The organism is Bacillus sp. JJ783, assembly GCF_036963225.1.
Taxonomy (GTDB): Bacteria; Bacillota; Bacilli; order Bacillales; family Bacillaceae_G; genus Bacillus_A; species Bacillus_A cereus_U.
Map to the genome: position 1 here is coordinate 1 of NZ_JBALMG010000107.1, position 19,319 is coordinate 19,319.

Consider the following 19,319-nt stretch of genomic DNA (forward strand, 5'->3'; position numbering starts at 1 on the left):
ATATGAATTTACCGAAACTACAACAGTTCCTATCAAAAACCCAGTTTATAAACAATACAAAAACGGTACAGGTACACATAATTTCCCAATAACAAAACATTACAAAGAAAAAGTTCTATATACTGAAAAAATTAATAATAACAAAAATAAATAATTCTATAGAGCATCATTGTGACCATGCACAGTTACGTTTTAAGTAGTGTCTAAATCTTGATTTTTCAGCTCACACACCCTTTAAAAAGGAGAGTTTACTAGAAAACTTTCCTTTTTAAAAGTGCTGATATAGCACGCTTTTTTCATTCTTAGTAGGATTTGATAACAGGATAAAGTAACCATAGCCAAGAAATTAATTCCTTCAAAAATGAATAAATACTAAAAACAAAATACCTTTATAACCTCTTAAATACTCTTTCCAATTCTTATTTCAAAACTAAACTGCTTCACACTCATTGAACAATAACAAATCTACATAAAAAAGAGAGCAACTAATTACTGTTGCTCCCTTTGCAATCTAACTTTATCTTTATTAAATCCAAAACATTTTAGAAGAAAACAACTTCCCCTACATAACCCTCTTAAACATCTTCTCCAATTCATAAGTAGAATGATGCACCAGAATCGGTCTTCCATGCGGACATGTATACGGGTTTGTCGTCGTACGAAGTTCTTCAAGTAAAGCAAATATTTGATCGTTCGTTAAATATTGATTTGCTTTTATGGAAGCTTTACAGCTCATCATGATGGCTGCTTCTTCTCGTAGTTTTTTAATATCTACTTTTTTTAGTTTGACAACTTGCTCCATCATTTCATCGATGATTTCTGTTTCTTGTCCTTTCGGGAACCACGTTGGGTGCGAACGGACGATAAAGGATTGATGGCCGAATTGCTCCAAAAATAGTCCAACTTTTTTTAGTTCTTCTAACTGCTCTTCGACACGTAAAAATTCGGTAAGAGATAAATCAATACGGTACGGTACAAGTAATTCTTGTACTTCTTGCGTAACTCGTCCCACTTTATCACGGAAATATTCATAATTGATGCGTTCCTGCGCTGCGTGCTGGTCGATCATGTATAACCCTTTATCATTTTGAGCAAAAATATATGTTCCGTGCATTTGTCCAATTGGATAAAGCGGTGGTAAGTCATTACCGTTCATTTCAATCTCTTTTATTTCTCCAACTTCTTCTTCCAATTCCTCTAATTCAAAATCCTCTTCATTACTGTTCCATGATTTTCCTTCTCGAATCGGTTCTTCGATTATCGATTTAGTAGTAGTTGGTTGCCAGCCTTCTTCTTCTCTTACGAGCGACTGTGGTGGCTGCCATTCCTGCTTCGGTGGTTGCCAAAGTTGCGCTGGCTGTTTCACAGCCGTCGTTGTTTCTTCTTGTTTCTCATCCATTCCAGTCGGTAAAACAATATTATGCATAGATGGTTCTTTCGGTTTTGTATGCTCAAACTGGAACTGCCCTTGCACACTTTCATCTTTTTCTTTTTTCTTCATTGTCACACCGGCATCTGGAATGAGTTGTATTTTTTTGAATGCAGCTTGCAATGTTTCTTCGATAAGTTTTAGCAATTCTTGTTCTTTACTAAAGCGAACTTCTAATTTTGCTGGATGTACGTTGACATCAACAAGCATTGGATCCATTTCAATTGATAAGAAGCCGATTGGGTATCGTCCGATTGGCAGTAACGTATGATATCCTTGCTGAATTGCTTTCATTAATACGAAATTTCGAACGTAACGGCCATTTACAATCGTTGACATATAGTTACGAGACGCTCTCGTTACTTCGGGCAATGTTACATAACCTTTAATGGTAAAGTCTAGAGACTCAGCTTCAATCGGAATCAGCTTCTTCGCAACTTGAATGCTGTAAATCGATGCAAGTACTTGTCTTACATCACCGTTTCCTGATGTATGAAGCAATTTCTTTTCATTATGAAACAGTTTTAACGATACTTCTGGATGAGACATTGCAATCCGATACACGATATCTGTAATGTTCCCAAGCTCTGTATGAATAGTTTTCATATATTTAAGGCGCGCTGGTGTATTAAAGAATAAGTTTTGTACTGTAATATCTGTTCCTTTTCGGCTCGCCGTTTTCTCTTGTTTTATAATGTCTCCACCTTTAATAATAAGGTGTGTACCAGGCGCATCACCTGTGCTTGTGATTAATTCTAATTCACTTACAGAAGCAATACTCGGCAGGGCCTCTCCGCGGAAACCGAGCGTTCTTATACGAAATAAATCATTTTCATCTTTAATTTTGCTCGTTGCGTGGCGTTCAAATGCAACGATACAATCTTCTTCTGCAATGCCATCTCCATTATCAATGATGCGAATTTTCGATAACCCAGCTTCTTCTAAGTGGATTTCAATAGATGTACTATTCGCATCGATGGAATTTTCCACGAGTTCTTTTACAACTGAGGCAGGGCGCTCTACTACTTCCCCTGCCGCAATTAAATTAGAGAGTTGATCATCGAGTTTGCGAATTTTCCCCATCTACTTACTCATCCTTTCTTTAACTTTTTCTGTAAACGATACAGTTCGTTCATCGCTTCTAAAGGCGTCATATCGAGTAAATCAATCTTTTTAATTTGTACAAGTACTGCCGTTTCTTTTTGATCGAGCACAGGCTTGTCTTGTTTTTTCGAAGACTGTTCTCCTCCAAAGAAAGATAGTTGTGATTCTTCGTCTGTCTCTTCTTGTATTTTTGCCGGTTCTTCTTTTACAACAACTGGTTCTGGAGCAACTTCTTGTGCTTTCACTTCTACTCGTTTCGGAATAATAATTTCTTCCTGTCCTTCTAGTTGTGCTAACACTTCTTTCGCGCGAGCGATTAAGCTATCTGGAAGCTCAGCAAGTTGAGCAACGTGAATTCCGTAACTTTTATCAGCCGCTCCATCTTGAATTTTATGAAGGAAAACTACTTTTCCATTCTCTTCAATTGCTGAAACATGTACATTCTTTAGTTGGTCTAAATTTTCTTCTAACACTGTTAATTCATGATAATGTGTAGAGAATAATGTTTTCGCACCAATTTGGTCATGAATATGTTCAATGATTGCTTGTGCAAGTGCCATACCATCATACGTAGATGTACCGCGTCCAATTTCATCGAATAAAATTAAACTTCTTTCTGATGCATTTGCAATTGCATTTTTCGCTTCTAACATTTCAACCATAAATGTACTTTGACCTGAGATTAAATCATCCGCTGCACCAATTCTCGTAAAGATTTGATCGAAGACAGGTAATACTGCTTCTGTCGCTGGTACGAAGCAACCAATTTGTGACATAACAGTAACAAGTGCTAATTGTCTCATATACGTACTTTTACCAGACATGTTCGGTCCTGTAATTAAAAAGACATCCATCTTCTCCGGCATAATACAATCATTCGGTACATACAATTTCCCGTTCAATACTTTTTCAACGACAGGATGACGACCATCTTTAATAAAGATTTCGCGTTTAGTTGTTAAAACAGGTTTTACAAATTGCTCTTCTTCACTAACTGTCGCAAAACTTTGCAGTACGTCTAGTTCACTAATTACTTTCGCTAAGTGTTGCAATTTCGGTATGAATACTTTTACTTCTTCGCGAAGTGCTGTAAATAAATCGTATTCTAATTGTACAATTTTCTCTTCTGCTTCTAAGATTAATGTTTCTTTTTCTTTTAGTTCATCTGTTATGAAACGCTCTGCATTTGCAAGTGTTTGTTTACGCTCATAGCGCCCTTCTGGAAGTGCTGCAAGATTCGCCTTTGTCACTTCAATGTAGTAGCCAAAAATACGGTTGTACCCAATTTTTAATGATTTAATCCCTGTAATATCACGCTCTCGTTTTTCAAGCTCAGCGATCCACGTTTTTCCGTTTTTACTAACATAACGATATTGATCAAGCTTGTCATTATAACCATCTTTAATAATATCTCCATCTTTAATAGAAAGCGGTGGGTTCTCTTGAATACTTCTTCCTAGTAATTCAGTTAAGCTCTCACATGGATCCGCACCTTGAATTAACCTTGCTGCATAAGCATTATCTAAAAGACTAATCGCTTCTAAAATAGCTGGTACTTGCAGTAAAGAACGTCTTAACTGTAATAAGTCCCGTGCATTTACATTACCAAATGCAACTTTCCCTGCTAAACGCTCTAAATCATATACTTCTTTTAGCTTTTCTTTTAAATCTTCACGTAAGAAGTAATCATTTACAAACGTTTCAACCATTTCTAAACGCTCTTCAACTTTTTCTTTCTGGATAAGTGGACGTTCCATCCACTGTTTTAACATACGCCCACCCATAGCCGTTTTTGTTTTGTCTAATAGCCATAATAATGAGCCTGTCTTTTCCTTCGTGCGAAGAGTCTCTGTTAACTCTAAATTGCGTTTTGAATGCACATCAATTTTCATAAATTGATTCGTGTAATAAATTTCTACTGGTTGCAAGTGATCTAACGAACGTTTTTGTGTTCTTATCACATAGTTAAATAAGCGTCCAATTGCTTTAATTAATTTTGCTTGGGAAACATTTTTCACAAGATGTTCTAATCCTTCTGGAATAGTTGTTGCATCTTCATACGAAATCGTCATTTTTAATGTTTCAGTTAATTTATTTAACTCATCTTTTGAAAATGTAGAATCTACAACAATTTCTTTTGAACCAGTTGCATACACTTCTAATAAAATATCTTCTACTGAACCTGTTAACAACGTCACTGTATTTTGTCCAGTCGTTAAGTCATTGCAAGCTAGCGCATAAGATCCATCTTCAAAATGTGTTAATGCTGCTAAGAAGTTATTCTCTTTCTCGTCTATTGTACGCCCTTCCATCATCGTTCCTGGCGTAATTAGTTGTACTACTTCACGGCGCACTACACCTTTAGCTGTTTTTGGATCTTCCACTTGCTCACAAACAGCTACTTTATATCCTTTTTCAACAAGTTGTTCAATATAATTTTTAGCTGCATGATGCGGTACACCGCACATCGGTATACGTTCACTACTACCACCATCTCGGCTCGTTAATGTAATTTCAAGTTCATGAGCTGCTTTAACCGCATCTTCAAAGAACATTTCATAAAAATCACCTAATCGGAAAAATAAAAAGGCATCTTGATAGTCTGCCTTAACCTTTAAGTATTGCTGTATCATAGGCGTATATTGCGTCATGTCTTTCCTCCATAATTCTTACATAATAATCTATATTCATCCCGCATTAACGGGCAGTAAGATTCCCACCTCAAAAATCGGCTGGAACAAAGAAGTTAGGTGGGAGATCCACTGCCCGTAAAAGCCCGATTGGTTCAACTAATAATCAGTGGGGATGATCCCCCACTGATTAAAGTTTCACTTTATATATGTCACACTTCACGGACACCCTATCTCCTATTCCAGGAGTCTTTCCTCATTATAGCACATTTCATAAGGAATCATGGTCATTCAGCACCACTTATGTACTGTAAAAAGCTAGGAAGAACTTCTCCCTAGCTTTCTCTTACTCTTCTTCTGCGTCAACGATAAAGTTCGGATCTAATTCTTCAAACTCATCATCATCGACTTGGAAATCCTCGTCTGATTCTACGCAACCTTCAGGATTTACACTTACACAAATTTTCGTTTCTCCAACTACTTCTGTTACAAATTCACGTTCTACCGTCACAACAATTTTATTACCATTTGGCGATACAAGAGCTTCTAAACAATTTGGCGGCTGAATTACACGAGCGATAATTTCTAAATCGTCACCAGAGAAGTTTTTATCACGATACCCAATGCTTACTTCATCAGTGTAGTTAACACGTTCTGTTACAACTTCAGTCTTTGTGTTTCCATCAAATGAATACCAAGTGTTTACATCATAGAAACCTTCAATTTCCACATGTTTCCCATTCTTTCTCGCTTCGTACGAATGGTTAATTACCCAGCACCCTAAAATACTTGTTGGCTCATTATTCGATTCACATGTATGCGTTGACTTTGTATACTTACGTCCTTTTCCAACCACTGCTTTTGTAATAATCTCTCTAAATTCGGACATTTGTAACCCTCCTCAATCACTATTCACTTAATCATATGCGTGACAATAGCGGAATGTGTCATTCTTTTTTTTGAGAAGAATTTACGATATAACCCACTAAAAAAAGAGATGTCAATAAGACACCTCTTTAACAACCACAATTTCCTTTTTTACTTTCTACCGCCGCACCAGTTTCACCCTTCAACACATCGCCACCAGTTGAAACTAATATTTCATCTGTTACATTGTTAGAAATGGTACTAGCAACTAGCTGTAGTAAGTCATTTACATATGTTTGTGAAGATTTAAACTCCTGTACAACTGGGATATTATCTAACTTATCTTGAAGCGCATCAATTTCAGCTTCTACTTTTTTCAAAGCTTCCCATTTCCCATAATGTTGCAAGTTTACTGCTTGTTTTTGCAAAGCTTTTATTTCTTCAATTGCTCGCTTTACATTTTCATTTTTATGAATTTGTGCTTCTGCTCGCTTAAAGAAATCGACTTCTTCTGTTTCAGAGATCATTTTTGCTAATTCTTTCGCTTGCTCAACAATTTCATCTTTCGTATATACTTTCATCTATTATTTCACCTCAATCGGTTCCTTAACCAATTCCCCGTTAAGAGACCAAGTTTTTGCTTCCGTTACTTTTACTTTCACAAGCTGACCAATTAAAGATTTTGAAGCAACAAAGTTTACAAGTTTATTCGTACGTGTGTATCCTGCAAGTACTTCAGGGTTATTCTTACTTTCTCCATCAACTAATACTTCTACAATTTGTCCTATATAGCGCTTATTCTTATTAACTGCATATTCATTCACTAGTGTATTTAAGCGTTGTAATCGCTCTTTCTTCACTTCCATCGGCACATTATCCTGCATTTTTGCAGCTGGTGTACCTTCACGCGGAGAATAAATAAATGTAAATGCCGTATCAAATCCTACTTCACGATATAACGACATCGTCTCTTCAAACTGCTCATCCGTTTCATTTGGGAAACCAACGATAATATCAGTCGTTAGTACTGCATTCGGAATGGTTTCTTTAATTTTTCGTACAAGCTCTAAATAGTGTTCTCGTGAATATTTACGCGCCATAATTTTAAGCATATCTGTACTACCAGATTGAACTGGTAAGTGGATATGTTCTACTAGGTTACCACCTTTTCCAAGAACATCAATTAAATGATCATCAAAATCACGTGGATGGCTTGTTGTAAAACGAATACGTGCGATATCGATTTTACGAAGTTCATCCATTAAATCGCCAAGACCATATTGTATATCTTCAAAGTCTTTACCGTATGCGTTTACGTTTTGTCCAAGTAACGTAATTTCTTTATAACCGTTCGCAGCTAAATGGCGAATTTCTTTAATAATATCTTCTGGACGTCTGCTGCGCTCTTTTCCGCGTGTATACGGTACAATACAATATGTACAGAACTTATCACAGCCATACATAATATTTACCCAAGCTTTAATATCACCACGACGTACTTTCGGAAGGTTTTCAATTACATCCCCTTCTTTTGACCAAACTTCAACTACCGTCTCTTTTGAGAACATTGCGTCCTTTAAGATATACGGTAATCTATGAATATTATGTGTACCAAACACCATATCTACATGCTGATTTTTTTGCATAATTTTATTTACAACAGATTCTTCTTGAGACATACAACCACATACACCAATTAAAAGATCCGGATTTCTTCGCTTTAATGATTTTAAATGACCAAGTTCACCGAACACTTTATTTTCAGCATTTTCACGAATTGCACAAGTATTTAATAAAATCACATCTGCCTCTTCAGTTGAAAAAGTTGGCTCATATCCAAGTGTTGTAAAAATCCCAGCCATTACTTCTGTATCATGTTCATTCATTTGACAGCCATATGTACGAATGTAAAACTTTCTTCCTGCGCCAAAATTGCGGAACTCTTCAGGTAAGCCAAAATCTCGTTCAATTTTAACTTCTTCTTTCCCACGCTTTTTCGCCAATTTCAAGGAAGGTGGTTGGTATACACTTTCAAAGTATTTACTATAATCTTTCTCTTCTTTTTTCGTAGAGGAATTTGCTTGTCGACTTGCTAATCGTTGTTGCTCGTTCATCGGTAATCTCCTTTCACCCTTAACTATACACACTCTGTAGTCCATTTTAATGCGCTTAGACCCATCTCAATGATGTTAGATAGCTTGAGAGATAACTTGCCCTTTGAAACTTGAGTAATCGATCTAATCATCCGTAAGAATGAAGTCTTCCCCACACAAATAGACATTCCCTTTTTATTATTTCATCTTGTCCTATTGAAAAGCATATTGCTTTATCCCTATACACATTATCATAGTATAGAGCGTTTAGCCAACTTTAACGAAGAGGAAGCCTTATCCTATATTACATTTCACAGTTAATGAACATGCTATTTTTATACAACGATTTATATATTATTTTATCATTCTGAATTTTCTAAGTAAACAAATCTATTAATTATTTTTATTCACTCAAAAAGAAGGTTGCCAAGTGGCAACCTTCTCTCCGATCATTACATAAATTCAGCAACAAGCTCATCAAACATTTTCTGATCCATATTTAAATCAGCTTGCACTAAAGGCTTTTCACTATAGTCTTTTACAAGCTCTTGGTAAGAAGGCTGCTTTGTATTTTGATAAATTAAACCTGTTACTAACCCGTTCTTTTCCATTAATGTTTGCATAGCCATCATGCGGTTAGATGGATCATATCCTTCTACTGTACTTAGTTTCGTTAAATTCTCTTTAAACCAATCATAAGTATTTACTTTATTGTAAGTAACACATGGACTAAATACATTAATTAATGAAAAGCCTTTATGGTTAATACCAGCTTCAATAATTTGCGTCAATTCTTTTAAATCACTTGAAAAGCTTTGCGCCACAAATGTCGCACCAGCTGTTAAAGCCATTTCCATAACATTTAGTGATGGTTCAATTGAACCTTGTGGTGTACTTTTCGTTTTAAATCCAGCTTCACTACGTGGTGAAGTTTGACCTTTTGTTAATCCGTAAATTTGGTTATCCATTACGATGTACGTAATATCAATGTTACGACGAATAGAATGGATCGTATGTCCCATACCAATCGCAAAACCATCACCGTCACCACCGGATGCAATAACTGTTAAATCACGATTTGCCATTTTCACACCTTGTGCAATCGGAAGAGCACGTCCGTGAATACTATGCAAACCATATGAATTAATATACCCTGAAATACGACCTGAACAGCCGATACCAGAAATAACAGCTAGCTCATCTGGATTTAAACCAACGTTAGCTGCCGCACGCTGAATCGCAGCCTGCACCGAGAAGTCTCCGCAACCTGGGCACCAGTTTGGTTTTACACTGTTACGAAAGTCCTTAAATGTTGCCATTTAATACAACCCCTTTTTTACATTCGTTGTAAATCTCTTTCGGCAAGAATGGATTTCCATCGTATTTTAAAAGACTAGAAATTTTCTCACCATTGCCAAGATTCATTTTCATAATGTTAGCAAGCTGACCAGTTGCATTGTTTTCTACTACTACAACACGCTTCGCTTTTTTCACAAGTGGATCGATTTCAGCTGTTGGGAACGGATGAATTAAACGTACATGGGCATGGTTTACTTTCATTCCTTCTTGTTCCAAACGCTGCATTGCCTCTTCGATCGCACCACGAGTTGAGTTAAAGCCAACTAACAATACGTCTGCGTCATCATGCTTAGCATTTTTGTAAATAGGGGTATTAAACTGCAAGTTCGCCATTTTACGGAAACGTTTGTCCATTTGATCTTTACGATTTAACGCTGATTCAGATGGTTTACCCGTTTCATCATGTTCTACACCTGTAACATGGTGAATACCATTTTTCATACCAGGTAAAACACGTGGTGAAACTCCATCTTCTGTTACTTCATAACGCTTGAAGTATGCTTTATTTTCACGTTCTGGTAATTCTATTTCTAAATCAAGCTTACCGCGACGAATTTCAACTTTATCTAACTTAAGTGGTTCTACTGTTTGCTTTCCTAAAGAAAGCTGTAGATCTGTTAAGAAGATAACAGGCACTTGATATTCTTCTGCTAAGTTAAACGCTTCTACAATATCATAGAAAGCTTCTTCAACTGTACTTGGCGCCATTACGATTTTTGGAATTTCACCATGCGTTCCGTAAATCATAGCCATTAAGTCAGACTGCTCTTGTTTTGTTGGTAAGCCCGTACTTGGACCACCACGTTGTGTATCAATGATAACTAGTGGTGTTTCAGTAATACCTGCTAAACCAATTGCTTCCATCATTAATGAAAGACCAGGACCAGCAGATGCTGTTAATGTACGAACACCAGCGTAGTTTGCACCGATCGCCATTGTACAAGCTGCGATTTCATCCTCAGTTTGGATTACTGTTCCGCCGACTTTCGGTAACTTTTTAATTAAATATTCCATAATTTCAGATGCAGGTGTGATTGGGTATGCGGACATAAAGCGAGCACCACCAGCTACCGCACCAAATGCGATTGCGTCGTTTCCAATCATAAACATGCGTTTCTTACCATCAGCTTTTTCAAGTTGCATCATGTTTACTTTCTCACCAAGCAATTCTTTCATATATTGAGAGCCGCGTTTAATTGCTTCCATATTCTTTTGAACGACTTGCTCCCCTTTACGACCAAAGATTTCTTCAACAACCTCTAAATAAGCTGTTTCGTCTAACCCTAATACCGAACTAGATGCCCCAACAGCAACCATATTTTTCATTAATGATGTGCCTAACTCTGAAGCAATATCTGTAAACGGTATCACATATAGATTTACATCTGTATTATCAGGTATTGTTGGATTAAATTTCGCATCCGCAACTACAATTCCGCCCGGACGTAGTTCGTGGAAGTTAAAATCAATTGTTTCTTGATCAAAAGCAATTAAAATATCTAAATCATCTGAGATCGCGCGTACTTCTGTTGTACTTACACGAATTTTATTATTTGTATGGCCGCCTTTAATACGTGATGAGAAGTGGCGGTAACCGTATAGGTAATATCCTAATCGGTTTAATGCAATACAGAAGATTTCCCCTGTACTTTCAATTCCTTCACCTTGTTGGCCTCCAACTTTCCATGAAAGTTGACTAATCATCTCCTACACCCCTTTTGGCTGCATTCATTGTAGTGTATTTTTTTACAGTATTAGTTTAGCATTTTTTATGCAAATAAACTACAATGGACGCAAATTATGCCTCTTCTGATTTCCCTTAATCTTTAGTATAATGCTATTTCGTTCACCATTCTAGTATTAGGTCTTAAAAAAATCAATAAATTACCGCGAGTAAAATTTATTTTTTTCTGATTTTTTAGAAATTAATAATCAGAAAGTAATACGGTCAATAAAATTTTTATACAAAAAATGCTCTACCATTGATTCACTATACTTTTTACAAAGTTGGTTAATTATATTTTCATAATCCCTATATGCTTCTACACCTACAACAGTTTCTAAAATCCCATCAAAATCAGAACCAAACCCTATATTTTTCTCTCCACCTAATGAACAAATATATTCCACATGCCTTAATATATCTGCTATATTCGCTTGTCTTTCATTCGTTAAAAACTGTGGTACGAAAGTAATACCAATAATGCTATTTTTCTTTATAAGAGCTCTTATTTGTTCATCGGTTAAATTGCGTGGATGCCCACAAAGTTGATAACAGTTTGAGTGAGATGCAATTGGGTTTTCAGCAATTTCTATAACATCCCAAAAGCTTCTTTCATTTAAGTGAGACACATCCGTCCATAAATATAACGTATTAAGTTCTTGTACAACCTGTCTACCAAATGTAGTTAAACCTGCCCCACGTGCCTCTAGCGCTCCATCAGCTAACAGATTGGCATAGTTCCATGTCAATCCAAAGGAACGTACACCTAAGCGATAAAACAAACGTAATTTCATCGCTTCTTTTCCAATTGCTTCGCATCCTTCTAATGTTAATAATGCTCCAATCTCGTCCTGTTTTAGCATGTTAATATCGTTTTTTGTCTGAATAAACTTCATTCCTGGTAGCGATAAAATTTCATTATGAAAAATATCTATCATTTGCAGCGCAACTTCAAAACGATTTTCATACGCTACTGTTTCTGGTACATATATAGCAAAGCATTGTATACTTCCTTTTCTTTTCTTTAATTGTTCAAATGTAATATGTAATTGTGAATCGTTTTGAAAGTCTTTTTTCCCCTTTGCACTCCATAACTGAAAGAGTACATCGCAATGCGCATCAAAAATTTTCATTTTCATTCCTCCATTACAAAAACAACCTGTTTGCATACATGCAAACAGGTTGTTTCAACTTAACGAGGTTCTACAATTAATTTTATTGCTGTACGCTCTTCACCATCAATCATAATATCTGTAAACGCTGGGATACAAATCAAGTCCAAACCGCTAGGCGCTACAAATCCTCTTGCAATTGCTACTGCCTTTACCGCTTGGTTCAATGCACCTGCACCAATAGCTTGAATTTCTGCTGTTCCGCGTTCGCGAATAACACCTGCAAGTGCACCAGCTACAGAATTAGGGACCGACGTTGCTTTAACTTTTAATATTTCCATTCCGCGTTTCCTCCTCGTTTCTATAAAAAGTAATAGCAATTATTTCACTTTAACTTATATTCACGAGGAATGACACGTATTCCTGCTAAATTCCTGTAATTTTTCTAAAAAATTAAAATATAAAAAATTCTCTAACTTTTCATTAAAAATCAATCAAAAAACGGCTGGTCATCATTAATTAAAATACGCTCAATTTTCTTCGCTTTCCCTGTATTAGGATCCACATCAATTAACACTGCACTTAATTGCGTTCTACCATTCGTCACTTCAAAACGTACTGGTAAGTTCGTTAAAAACTTCTTCAATACCGCTTCGCGATCCATACCTAAAATCCCATCATATGGGCCTGTCATACCAACATCTGTAATATAAGCTGTTCCGCTTGGTAAAATACGATTATCAGCTGTAGGAACGTGTGTATGTGTACCTACTACCGCTGTAGCACGACCGTCTACGTACCAACCTAACGCCTGCTTCTCACTTGTTGTTTCAGCATGAAAATCAACAAAGATAATGTTTGTACGTTTTTTTGCAATGCTGATTAACTCATCCACTTTACGGAATGGACAATCGATTGGAGGAAGGAAAGTACGTCCTTGTAAGTTAATAACTGCAACTTCTGTTCCATTACAATTTACAAAGATAAGCCCTTTTCCCGGCGTCCCTTCTGGGAAGTTAGCTGGTCTTGCAAGATATTTTGCATCATCAATAAACTCAAATACTTCACGGTTATCCCAAGCATGGTTTCCAAGCGTAACCGCTTGTGCCCCGCACTCTAAAAAGTTTCGATATATTTTTTCCGTAATTCCACGTCCACCCGCAGCATTTTCTCCATTAATAATTGTTACTGTAGGTGTATATTTTTTCTTTAAAGCCGGTACGTACTGTTGAATCATGTCTCTACCAGGAGATCCTACTACATCCCCAACAAATAATATTCTCATATGTCTTACCCTTTCTATGTACTACATTTTTTATTACCATACTATAACTTGAAGCTATTTCCTTACAACAGTTACAATTTATCTATTATAAGTTTCTTTCACTTGCATACTGCTCATAAAGTGAAACTATAATCAGTGGGGGGTGTTCATCCCCACTGATTATTAGCCTTCACCAATCGGACGTTAACGCGGGATAAATAGTTTTCTTTATTTTACCCAATTCCAACACAAAAAAATAAAGTGGTGTTTCACCACTTTATTTTGCGTATTCCACTGCACGTGTTTCACGAATAACAGTTACTTTAATATGTCCTGGATAATCCAGTTCATTTTCAATACGTTTTCGAATATCACGAGCTAAACGATGAGCTTCTAAATCATCAATTGTATCTGGTTTTACCAGAATACGAACTTCACGTCCTGCTTGAATTGCGAAAGATTTTTCTACACCTTCATAAGACTCTGAAATCTCTTCCAACTTTTCAAGACGACGAATGTAGTTCTCAAGCGTTTCACTACGAGCTCCCGGTCTTGCAGCTGATAATGCATCTGCTGCAGCAACTAGAACTGCAATGATAGAAGTTGGTTCTGTGTCACCATGGTGAGATGCAATACTGTTTATTACAACAGGATGCTCTTTATATTTCGTTGCGAGTTCAACACCAATTTCAACGTGACTACCTTCTACTTCATGATCGATTGCTTTTCCAATATCATGTAACAGACCAGCACGTCTTGCTAGTTTTTCATCCTCACCAAGCTCCGCTGCCATAAGTCCAGTTAAGTATGCAACTTCCATAGAGTGTTTTAAGACGTTTTGTCCATAACTTGTACGGTATTTTAAACGACCTAAAATTTTAATTAAATCTGGATGTAAGCCATGAACACCCACTTCAAACGTTGTTTGCTCTCCGACTTCACGAATATACTCGTCCACTTCACGTCTTGATTTTTCGACCATCTCTTCAATACGCGCTGGGTGAATACGTCCGTCCTGTACTAGTTTATCAAGAGCGATACGAGCTGTTTCACGACGAATCGGGTCAAATCCAGATAGAATTACCGCTTCTGGTGTATCATCGATAATAAGGTCAATACCTGTTAACGTTTCTAACGTACGAATATTACGACCTTCACGTCCGATAATACGTCCCTTCATTTCGTCATTTGGAAGATTTACAACCGAAACGGTTGTTTCAGCAACATGATCAGCTGCACATCTTTGCATTGCAAGAGATAAAATCTCTTTTGCCTTCTTATCCGCTTCTTCTTTCGCGCGAACTTCACTTTCTTTTACCATAACGGCAATTTCATGAGAAACTTCACTTTCCACTTTACCAAGAATAATTGCTTTCGCTTGTTCGCGGGTCAGATTGGAAATGCGCTCTAATTCTGTTTGTTGCTTTTGAACTAACTCTCCCACTTTGCTTTCCAACTCTTCAATCTGTTGTTGTTTTGCTACAAGAGATTCCTCTTTCTTTTCTAACTGTTGCTCGCGCTTATCGAGCGTTTCGTCTTTACGATCAAGGTTCTCTTCTTTTTGCATTAAACGATTTTCTTGTTTTTGTAATTCGCTTCTACGGTCACGAATTTCTAATTCAGCTTCTGTACGAAGTGTATGAATTTCATCCTTTGCTTCTAAAAGCGCTTCTTTTTTAAGTGCTTCAGCATCACGATTCGCTTCGTCTAGAATACGTTTTGCTTCATTAGCTGCACCATTAATCTTCGCTTCAGCAATAGACTTTCGAACAAAAAAGCCAACAACTGCACCGACTGTTGCAAGCAAAATGGAGATGAGTATCCAAACTGTACTACTCATGATTTCACCTCCCCTTGCTATGAATGAAAAAAGACTGTCGGCATGTACATTGAATTACAACGTACAGCAAAGACCGTCGTCCCGCTTTTTTAAGGGACTTTCTTCATTTCACAATTAAAATGTCATATTATTATTTCGGCAAGATTTAAGTCTTACTCCGAATATTACTTCTCTTCTTGAGAAGAGTGTATCGTATATAAGAAAAAATATACATTCTCATTGTATCTATCGCAATTTTCATTGTCAAGCGTTGTCTACTTTTACTTTCTTTACCTTCAGCCCTGAATCTTATATAGATTAAAAAAACAGACGGCATATTATCCTGGAAAACCTTAGAAAATCCCAATTCATTCACTTAAAATATATAAATATTCCCCTTTACACATAGCCTTTTGGATAGAATAAATATTTTATCTCCAGCTATATACAACGCTTTCATAGTGGATTAAAAAATAAAAGACACGGGACCGTGTCTTTTATTTTTTAATCTTGACGAGTTGAATCTTCCGTGTCTTCAACACCAGAGTTTTCACCAATTCCGTGATGTTCACGAACAAAGAAGGCAATTTCCTCTCTTAAATCCGTATTCTCTTTTAAGAATTGCTTCGAATTTTCACGACCTTGTCCTAAGCGTTCTTCATTATAAGAGTACCAAGCACCGCTCTTTTGAACGATATCAAGTTCAGAAGCCATATCTAAGATTTCACCTTCTCTTGAAATACCTTCTCCGTACATAATATCAACTTCAGCAACACGGAATGGCGGTGCAACTTTATTTTTAACTACTTTTACTTTCGTTTTATTACCAACGATGTCATTACCTTGCTTTAATTGCTCAGCACGACGTACTTCAAGACGGACAGTTGAATAGAATTTCAACGCACGACCACCTGGAGTTGTTTCTGGCACTATCTATAGATTTTCCATTTCTATAGTCCGGACTATCTCTTCATCTCTTTGCAGAGAGCCTTGCACTTCCAGCAGTAGCCTATCATCTGCCGTACCCTACTCAGTTAACTAAAAGTCCTTTTCGGTAGTCTCTACACCTTCCCCATATAACTATGGAGCTTGGCACGGTATTACCCTAATAAAATGGTGGGCTTCACCGTTAGCAACTATATGAATAGTTACACCCTTAGGCAATAAGGTTCACAAGGTTTTTTAACATGCTATCACTAGCAAGGGAAACCCAGAGTAAACTCCTTAATCTTTTGCAAGACTTTTTCTTTATTTGCTAACTCTTCTTCATGTATAACGAGATATTTATAGCAGCTCTCTTGCATAAATAAAAGTTTTCTTTTATCTCGTTCTTTTATTTTTTTGAGTGAGTGTGCCCATTTCCCATGGACATCTAAACAATATTTTCTACCTAAGTAGAAATCAATAGACCACTTATCGATTCTTTTTTGCTTAATGAATGCCAGATCTAAACTTAACAACATCTGTTCAACTTGTTGTTCAAGTAAAGTATCATAGTTTTTCTTCCTGACCCTCATATTAAGTTCTTTTCTTCTTTTAGCAACACACGTATCGGATACGCCATACTTAACAGCAATTTCAACATGTGATAAATATGGATTTCTCAACTCTTGTTCAACTTCTGCGGTTTTAGGCAAGTAAATTTTCCTGTGTCTGGTTCTTTTAATTCCAAGTAACTTTAAAATTTCACCTACTCGCCTTTCATCAAGATTAATTTCTTGACCTATATCTCTCAATTTTCTATCCGCATGTATCACAATAAAATCCACTTGCCATTGTTCTATGTTTCGATAAGTTCTATTTCCAATTGTCACTGCCACTTTAATCTCTCCTTATAAGAAATTCCTTATAAAGACTTAGTCGAAGAAGACAAATAAAGATTCAAGTACATTACTTTGATTAAGCAACTTGTGGTTGATTTCCGAACATAACCCCAACTTTTTCACGAATTTGGTTGATAAAGATTGCGATTGTTTTTGATTTGTTGATTGCACCTGAAAGTTTACGAAGTGCTTGTGACATTAAACGTGCTTGTAAACCAACGTGAGAGTCACCCATGTCCCCTTCGATCTCAGCTTTCGGTACAAGAGCTGCTACAGAGTCAATTACGATAATATCAACCGCGCCACTTCGTACAAGTGCTTCTGCGATTTCTAGTCCTTGCTCCCCTGTATCAGGCTGTGATAATAGTAATTCATCGATGTTAACACCTAATTTTTGTGCATATACAGGATCCATCGCATGCTCCGCATCGATGAACGCCGCTTGTCCACCTTGACGCTGTACTTCCGCGATTGCGTGTAATGAAACTGTTGTTTTACCTGAACTTTCAGGTCCATAAATTTCAATAACACGGCCACGTGGGTATCCGCCTACCCCTAGTGCCACATCAAGTGCTAAAGAACCACTTGAAATTGTAGAAATTCTACGCTCCGCTTGTTCTCCTAATTTCATAATTGAACCTTTACCGAATTGCTTCTCTATTTGTTTTAACGCCATATCTAATGCCGCTTGACGATCGCTCATTCAAAATTCCTCCTTAACTAAATTGCTAATCTTATTATACCTATTTTCAATTCAATTTGCCAACAAAAATCGAACATTTATTCGATTTTTTTATTTTATATTGAATAAAACTAGGTTTTCCAACAAAAAAAGCTAGAAGAAATTTATATCTCTTCTAGCTTTTTAAATAAATGATAAAATCCATATTTTGTAGAGCGTTCTCTAATTTGTTGACGACTTCCACTTAAATTAAGCGAGAAGACTACAGCTGGTTCATCTTTAATCACCAATCCAATAAATACTGTTCCTGGCTCTTTATGTTCTGAAGCATCCGGTCCTGCCACCCCAGTGAAACTAATTCCGATATCTGCTTTTAACAGTTTCTTTACATTTTCAGCAAGATAACGAGCACACTGTTTACTAACCGCGCCGTCAGTGCGCAACACTTCTTCAGGTACATGTAAAATTTGTTGCTTCACATCATTTTGATAACAAATGACACCGCCTTTAAATACAGACGAAACACCAGCATTTTCTGTTACTTGATTTCCAAAAAGACCACCTGTTAAACTTTCTGCACATGCTAAAGTTAACCCTTTTTCCTTCAATAACCTTATTGCCTTGTAATGAAGGAAATCTTGGTCATATCCGTAGAAAAATTCTCCTACTCTTTCTAAAATCAAATCTTCCACATGCTGAATCAGTTTCTCCGCCTCATCAGCATCATGATGTTTAGCAGTTAAACGTAATGTCACTTCTCCATCATTTGCGAGTGGTGCAATGGTTGGATTCGTTTGACCATCAATCAAATCTTGAACTTTCACCTCTAATTGAGATTCCCCAATACCAAAAAAACGAAGAACACGAGAATAAATATTTTCCCCCGTTGTAATCTTACATAAAAAAGGCTCTACGTAACTTATATACATCGGCTTCATTTCTTTTGGTGGTCCTGGTAATAAAATATAAACTTTTCCGTTCTTATTTAACCCCATACCAGGCGCCATACCGTGATCATTCGCAAATACAGTCGATCCATTTAAAACGAGCGCCTGCTTTTTATTATTCTCTGTAAATTCACGGCCTGTACGCTTAAAATAATCGCTTATCGATGTTAATGCCTTTTCATCATACACAAGCTCTTCATCTAAACTAGACGCTATTGTTTCTTTTGTTAAATCATCTTTTGTCGGTCCTAATCCACCTGTAAAAATGAGCATATCAGCTCGTTCTTCAGCCAATTCAATTGCCTTCTGTAATCGCTTGTTATTATCCCCAACAACAGTATGGTAGTACACGTTAATTCCGATTGAAGCTAACTTTTCAGATAAAAACTGGGCGTTTGTATTTGCAATTTGTCCAAGTAATAATTCCGTTCCAACCGCAATAATTTCAGCATTCATCCCAATTCCCC

At 36.7% G+C, this 19,319-nt stretch carries 14 protein-coding genes and 1 pseudogene; all 15 read right to left on the bottom strand.

Annotated elements, in window-relative coordinates; all coding sequences use genetic code 11:
* Nucleotides 1–562 precede the first annotated feature (562 nt).
* Nucleotides 563–2,512 carry a DNA mismatch repair endonuclease MutL gene (gene mutL / locus V7038_RS21305; RefSeq protein ID WP_335695614.1) on the bottom strand — a complete coding sequence of 650 codons (1,950 nt, stop codon included), beginning with the start codon at nucleotides 2,510–2,512 and terminating at the stop codon, nucleotides 563–565.
* Nucleotides 2,513–2,520: 8 nt separating this feature from the next.
* A complete protein-coding gene (mutS, locus tag V7038_RS21310; protein WP_335695615.1) occupies nucleotides 2,521–5,184 on the bottom strand; it encodes a DNA mismatch repair protein MutS in 2,664 nt (887 codons plus the stop codon).
* A 325-nt stretch (nucleotides 5,185–5,509) separates the two neighbouring features.
* Nucleotides 5,510–6,052 (bottom strand): outer spore coat protein CotE, encoded by a 543-nt coding sequence (cotE, locus tag V7038_RS21315; protein WP_001288802.1) that lies wholly within the window; start codon nucleotides 6,050–6,052, stop codon nucleotides 5,510–5,512.
* A gap of 127 nt (nucleotides 6,053–6,179) precedes the next feature.
* Complete coding sequence (locus tag V7038_RS21320) at nucleotides 6,180–6,611, bottom strand: RicAFT regulatory complex protein RicA family protein (protein ID WP_002199557.1); 432 nt, start codon at nucleotides 6,609–6,611, stop codon at nucleotides 6,180–6,182.
* A 3-nt stretch (nucleotides 6,612–6,614) separates the two neighbouring features.
* A complete protein-coding gene (miaB, locus tag V7038_RS21325; protein WP_016100344.1) occupies nucleotides 6,615–8,144 on the bottom strand; it encodes a tRNA (N6-isopentenyl adenosine(37)-C2)-methylthiotransferase MiaB in 1,530 nt (509 codons plus the stop codon).
* A 431-nt stretch (nucleotides 8,145–8,575) separates the two neighbouring features.
* Complete coding sequence (locus V7038_RS21330; protein WP_002088040.1) at nucleotides 8,576–9,442, bottom strand: 2-oxoacid:ferredoxin oxidoreductase subunit beta; 867 nt, start codon at nucleotides 9,440–9,442, stop codon at nucleotides 8,576–8,578.
* A complete protein-coding gene (locus V7038_RS21335) occupies nucleotides 9,429–11,186 on the bottom strand; it encodes a 2-oxoacid:acceptor oxidoreductase subunit alpha (RefSeq protein WP_002111328.1) in 1,758 nt (585 codons plus the stop codon). Before V7038_RS21335 ends, V7038_RS21330 begins: the two co-directional genes overlap by 14 nt.
* Nucleotides 11,187–11,414: 228 nt before the next feature.
* Complete coding sequence (locus V7038_RS21340; RefSeq protein ID WP_002111329.1) at nucleotides 11,415–12,338, bottom strand: dipeptidase; 924 nt, start codon at nucleotides 12,336–12,338, stop codon at nucleotides 11,415–11,417.
* A gap of 59 nt (nucleotides 12,339–12,397) precedes the next feature.
* Nucleotides 12,398–12,658: a stage V sporulation protein SpoVS gene (spoVS, locus tag V7038_RS21345; protein ID WP_000404341.1), complete on the bottom strand. Its 261-nt coding sequence runs from the start codon at nucleotides 12,656–12,658 to the stop codon at nucleotides 12,398–12,400.
* A gap of 149 nt (nucleotides 12,659–12,807) precedes the next feature.
* Complete coding sequence (locus V7038_RS21350; RefSeq protein WP_002014601.1) at nucleotides 12,808–13,602, bottom strand: TIGR00282 family metallophosphoesterase; 795 nt, start codon at nucleotides 13,600–13,602, stop codon at nucleotides 12,808–12,810.
* A 256-nt stretch (nucleotides 13,603–13,858) separates the two neighbouring features.
* Complete coding sequence (rny, locus tag V7038_RS21355; protein ID WP_002111330.1) at nucleotides 13,859–15,421, bottom strand: ribonuclease Y; 1,563 nt, start codon at nucleotides 15,419–15,421, stop codon at nucleotides 13,859–13,861.
* Between the two features lie 483 nt (nucleotides 15,422–15,904).
* Nucleotides 15,905–16,330 carry a recombinase RecA gene (locus tag V7038_RS21360; RefSeq protein ID WP_002111333.1) on the bottom strand — a complete coding sequence of 142 codons (426 nt, stop codon included), beginning with the start codon at nucleotides 16,328–16,330 and terminating at the stop codon, nucleotides 15,905–15,907.
* Nucleotides 16,331–16,596: 266 nt separating this feature from the next.
* A complete protein-coding gene (locus V7038_RS21365; RefSeq protein WP_070139860.1) occupies nucleotides 16,597–17,220 on the bottom strand; it encodes a topoisomerase I in 624 nt (207 codons plus the stop codon).
* A 97-nt stretch (nucleotides 17,221–17,317) separates the two neighbouring features.
* Nucleotides 17,318–17,926 (bottom strand): annotated as a pseudogene (gene recA / locus V7038_RS21370) (recombinase RecA); the annotation flags it as partial.
* A 143-nt stretch (nucleotides 17,927–18,069) separates the two neighbouring features.
* Nucleotides 18,070–19,308, bottom strand: a complete 1,239-nt coding sequence (locus V7038_RS21375; RefSeq protein ID WP_335695616.1) for a competence/damage-inducible protein A — start codon at nucleotides 19,306–19,308, stop codon at nucleotides 18,070–18,072.
* Nucleotides 19,309–19,319: the final 11 nt, after the last annotated feature.

Excerpts from the sequence above, each read along its gene's own strand:
- mutL (WP_335695614.1), bottom strand. The coding sequence starts at position 2,512 with ATGGGGAAAATTCGCAAACTCGATGATCAACTCTCTAATTTAATTGCG.
- mutS (WP_335695615.1), bottom strand. The coding sequence starts at position 5,184 with ATGACGCAATATACGCCTATGATACAGCAATACTTAAAGGTTAAGGCA.
- cotE (WP_001288802.1), bottom strand. The coding sequence starts at position 6,052 with ATGTCCGAATTTAGAGAGATTATTACAAAAGCAGTGGTTGGAAAAGGA.
- V7038_RS21320 (WP_002199557.1), bottom strand. The coding sequence starts at position 6,611 with ATGAAAGTATATACGAAAGATGAAATTGTTGAGCAAGCGAAAGAATTA.
- miaB (WP_016100344.1), bottom strand. The coding sequence starts at position 8,144 with ATGAACGAGCAACAACGATTAGCAAGTCGACAAGCAAATTCCTCTACG.
- V7038_RS21330 (WP_002088040.1), bottom strand. The coding sequence starts at position 9,442 with ATGGCAACATTTAAGGACTTTCGTAACAGTGTAAAACCAAACTGGTGC.
- V7038_RS21335 (WP_002111328.1), bottom strand. The coding sequence starts at position 11,186 with ATGATTAGTCAACTTTCATGGAAAGTTGGAGGCCAACAAGGTGAAGGA.
- V7038_RS21340 (WP_002111329.1), bottom strand. The coding sequence starts at position 12,338 with ATGAAAATTTTTGATGCGCATTGCGATGTACTCTTTCAGTTATGGAGT.
- spoVS (WP_000404341.1), bottom strand. The coding sequence starts at position 12,658 with ATGGAAATATTAAAAGTTAAAGCAACGTCGGTCCCTAATTCTGTAGCT.
- V7038_RS21350 (WP_002014601.1), bottom strand. The coding sequence starts at position 13,602 with ATGAGAATATTATTTGTTGGGGATGTAGTAGGATCTCCTGGTAGAGAC.
- rny (WP_002111330.1), bottom strand. The coding sequence starts at position 15,421 with ATGAGTAGTACAGTTTGGATACTCATCTCCATTTTGCTTGCAACAGTC.
- V7038_RS21375 (WP_335695616.1), bottom strand. The coding sequence starts at position 19,308 with ATGAATGCTGAAATTATTGCGGTTGGAACGGAATTATTACTTGGACAA.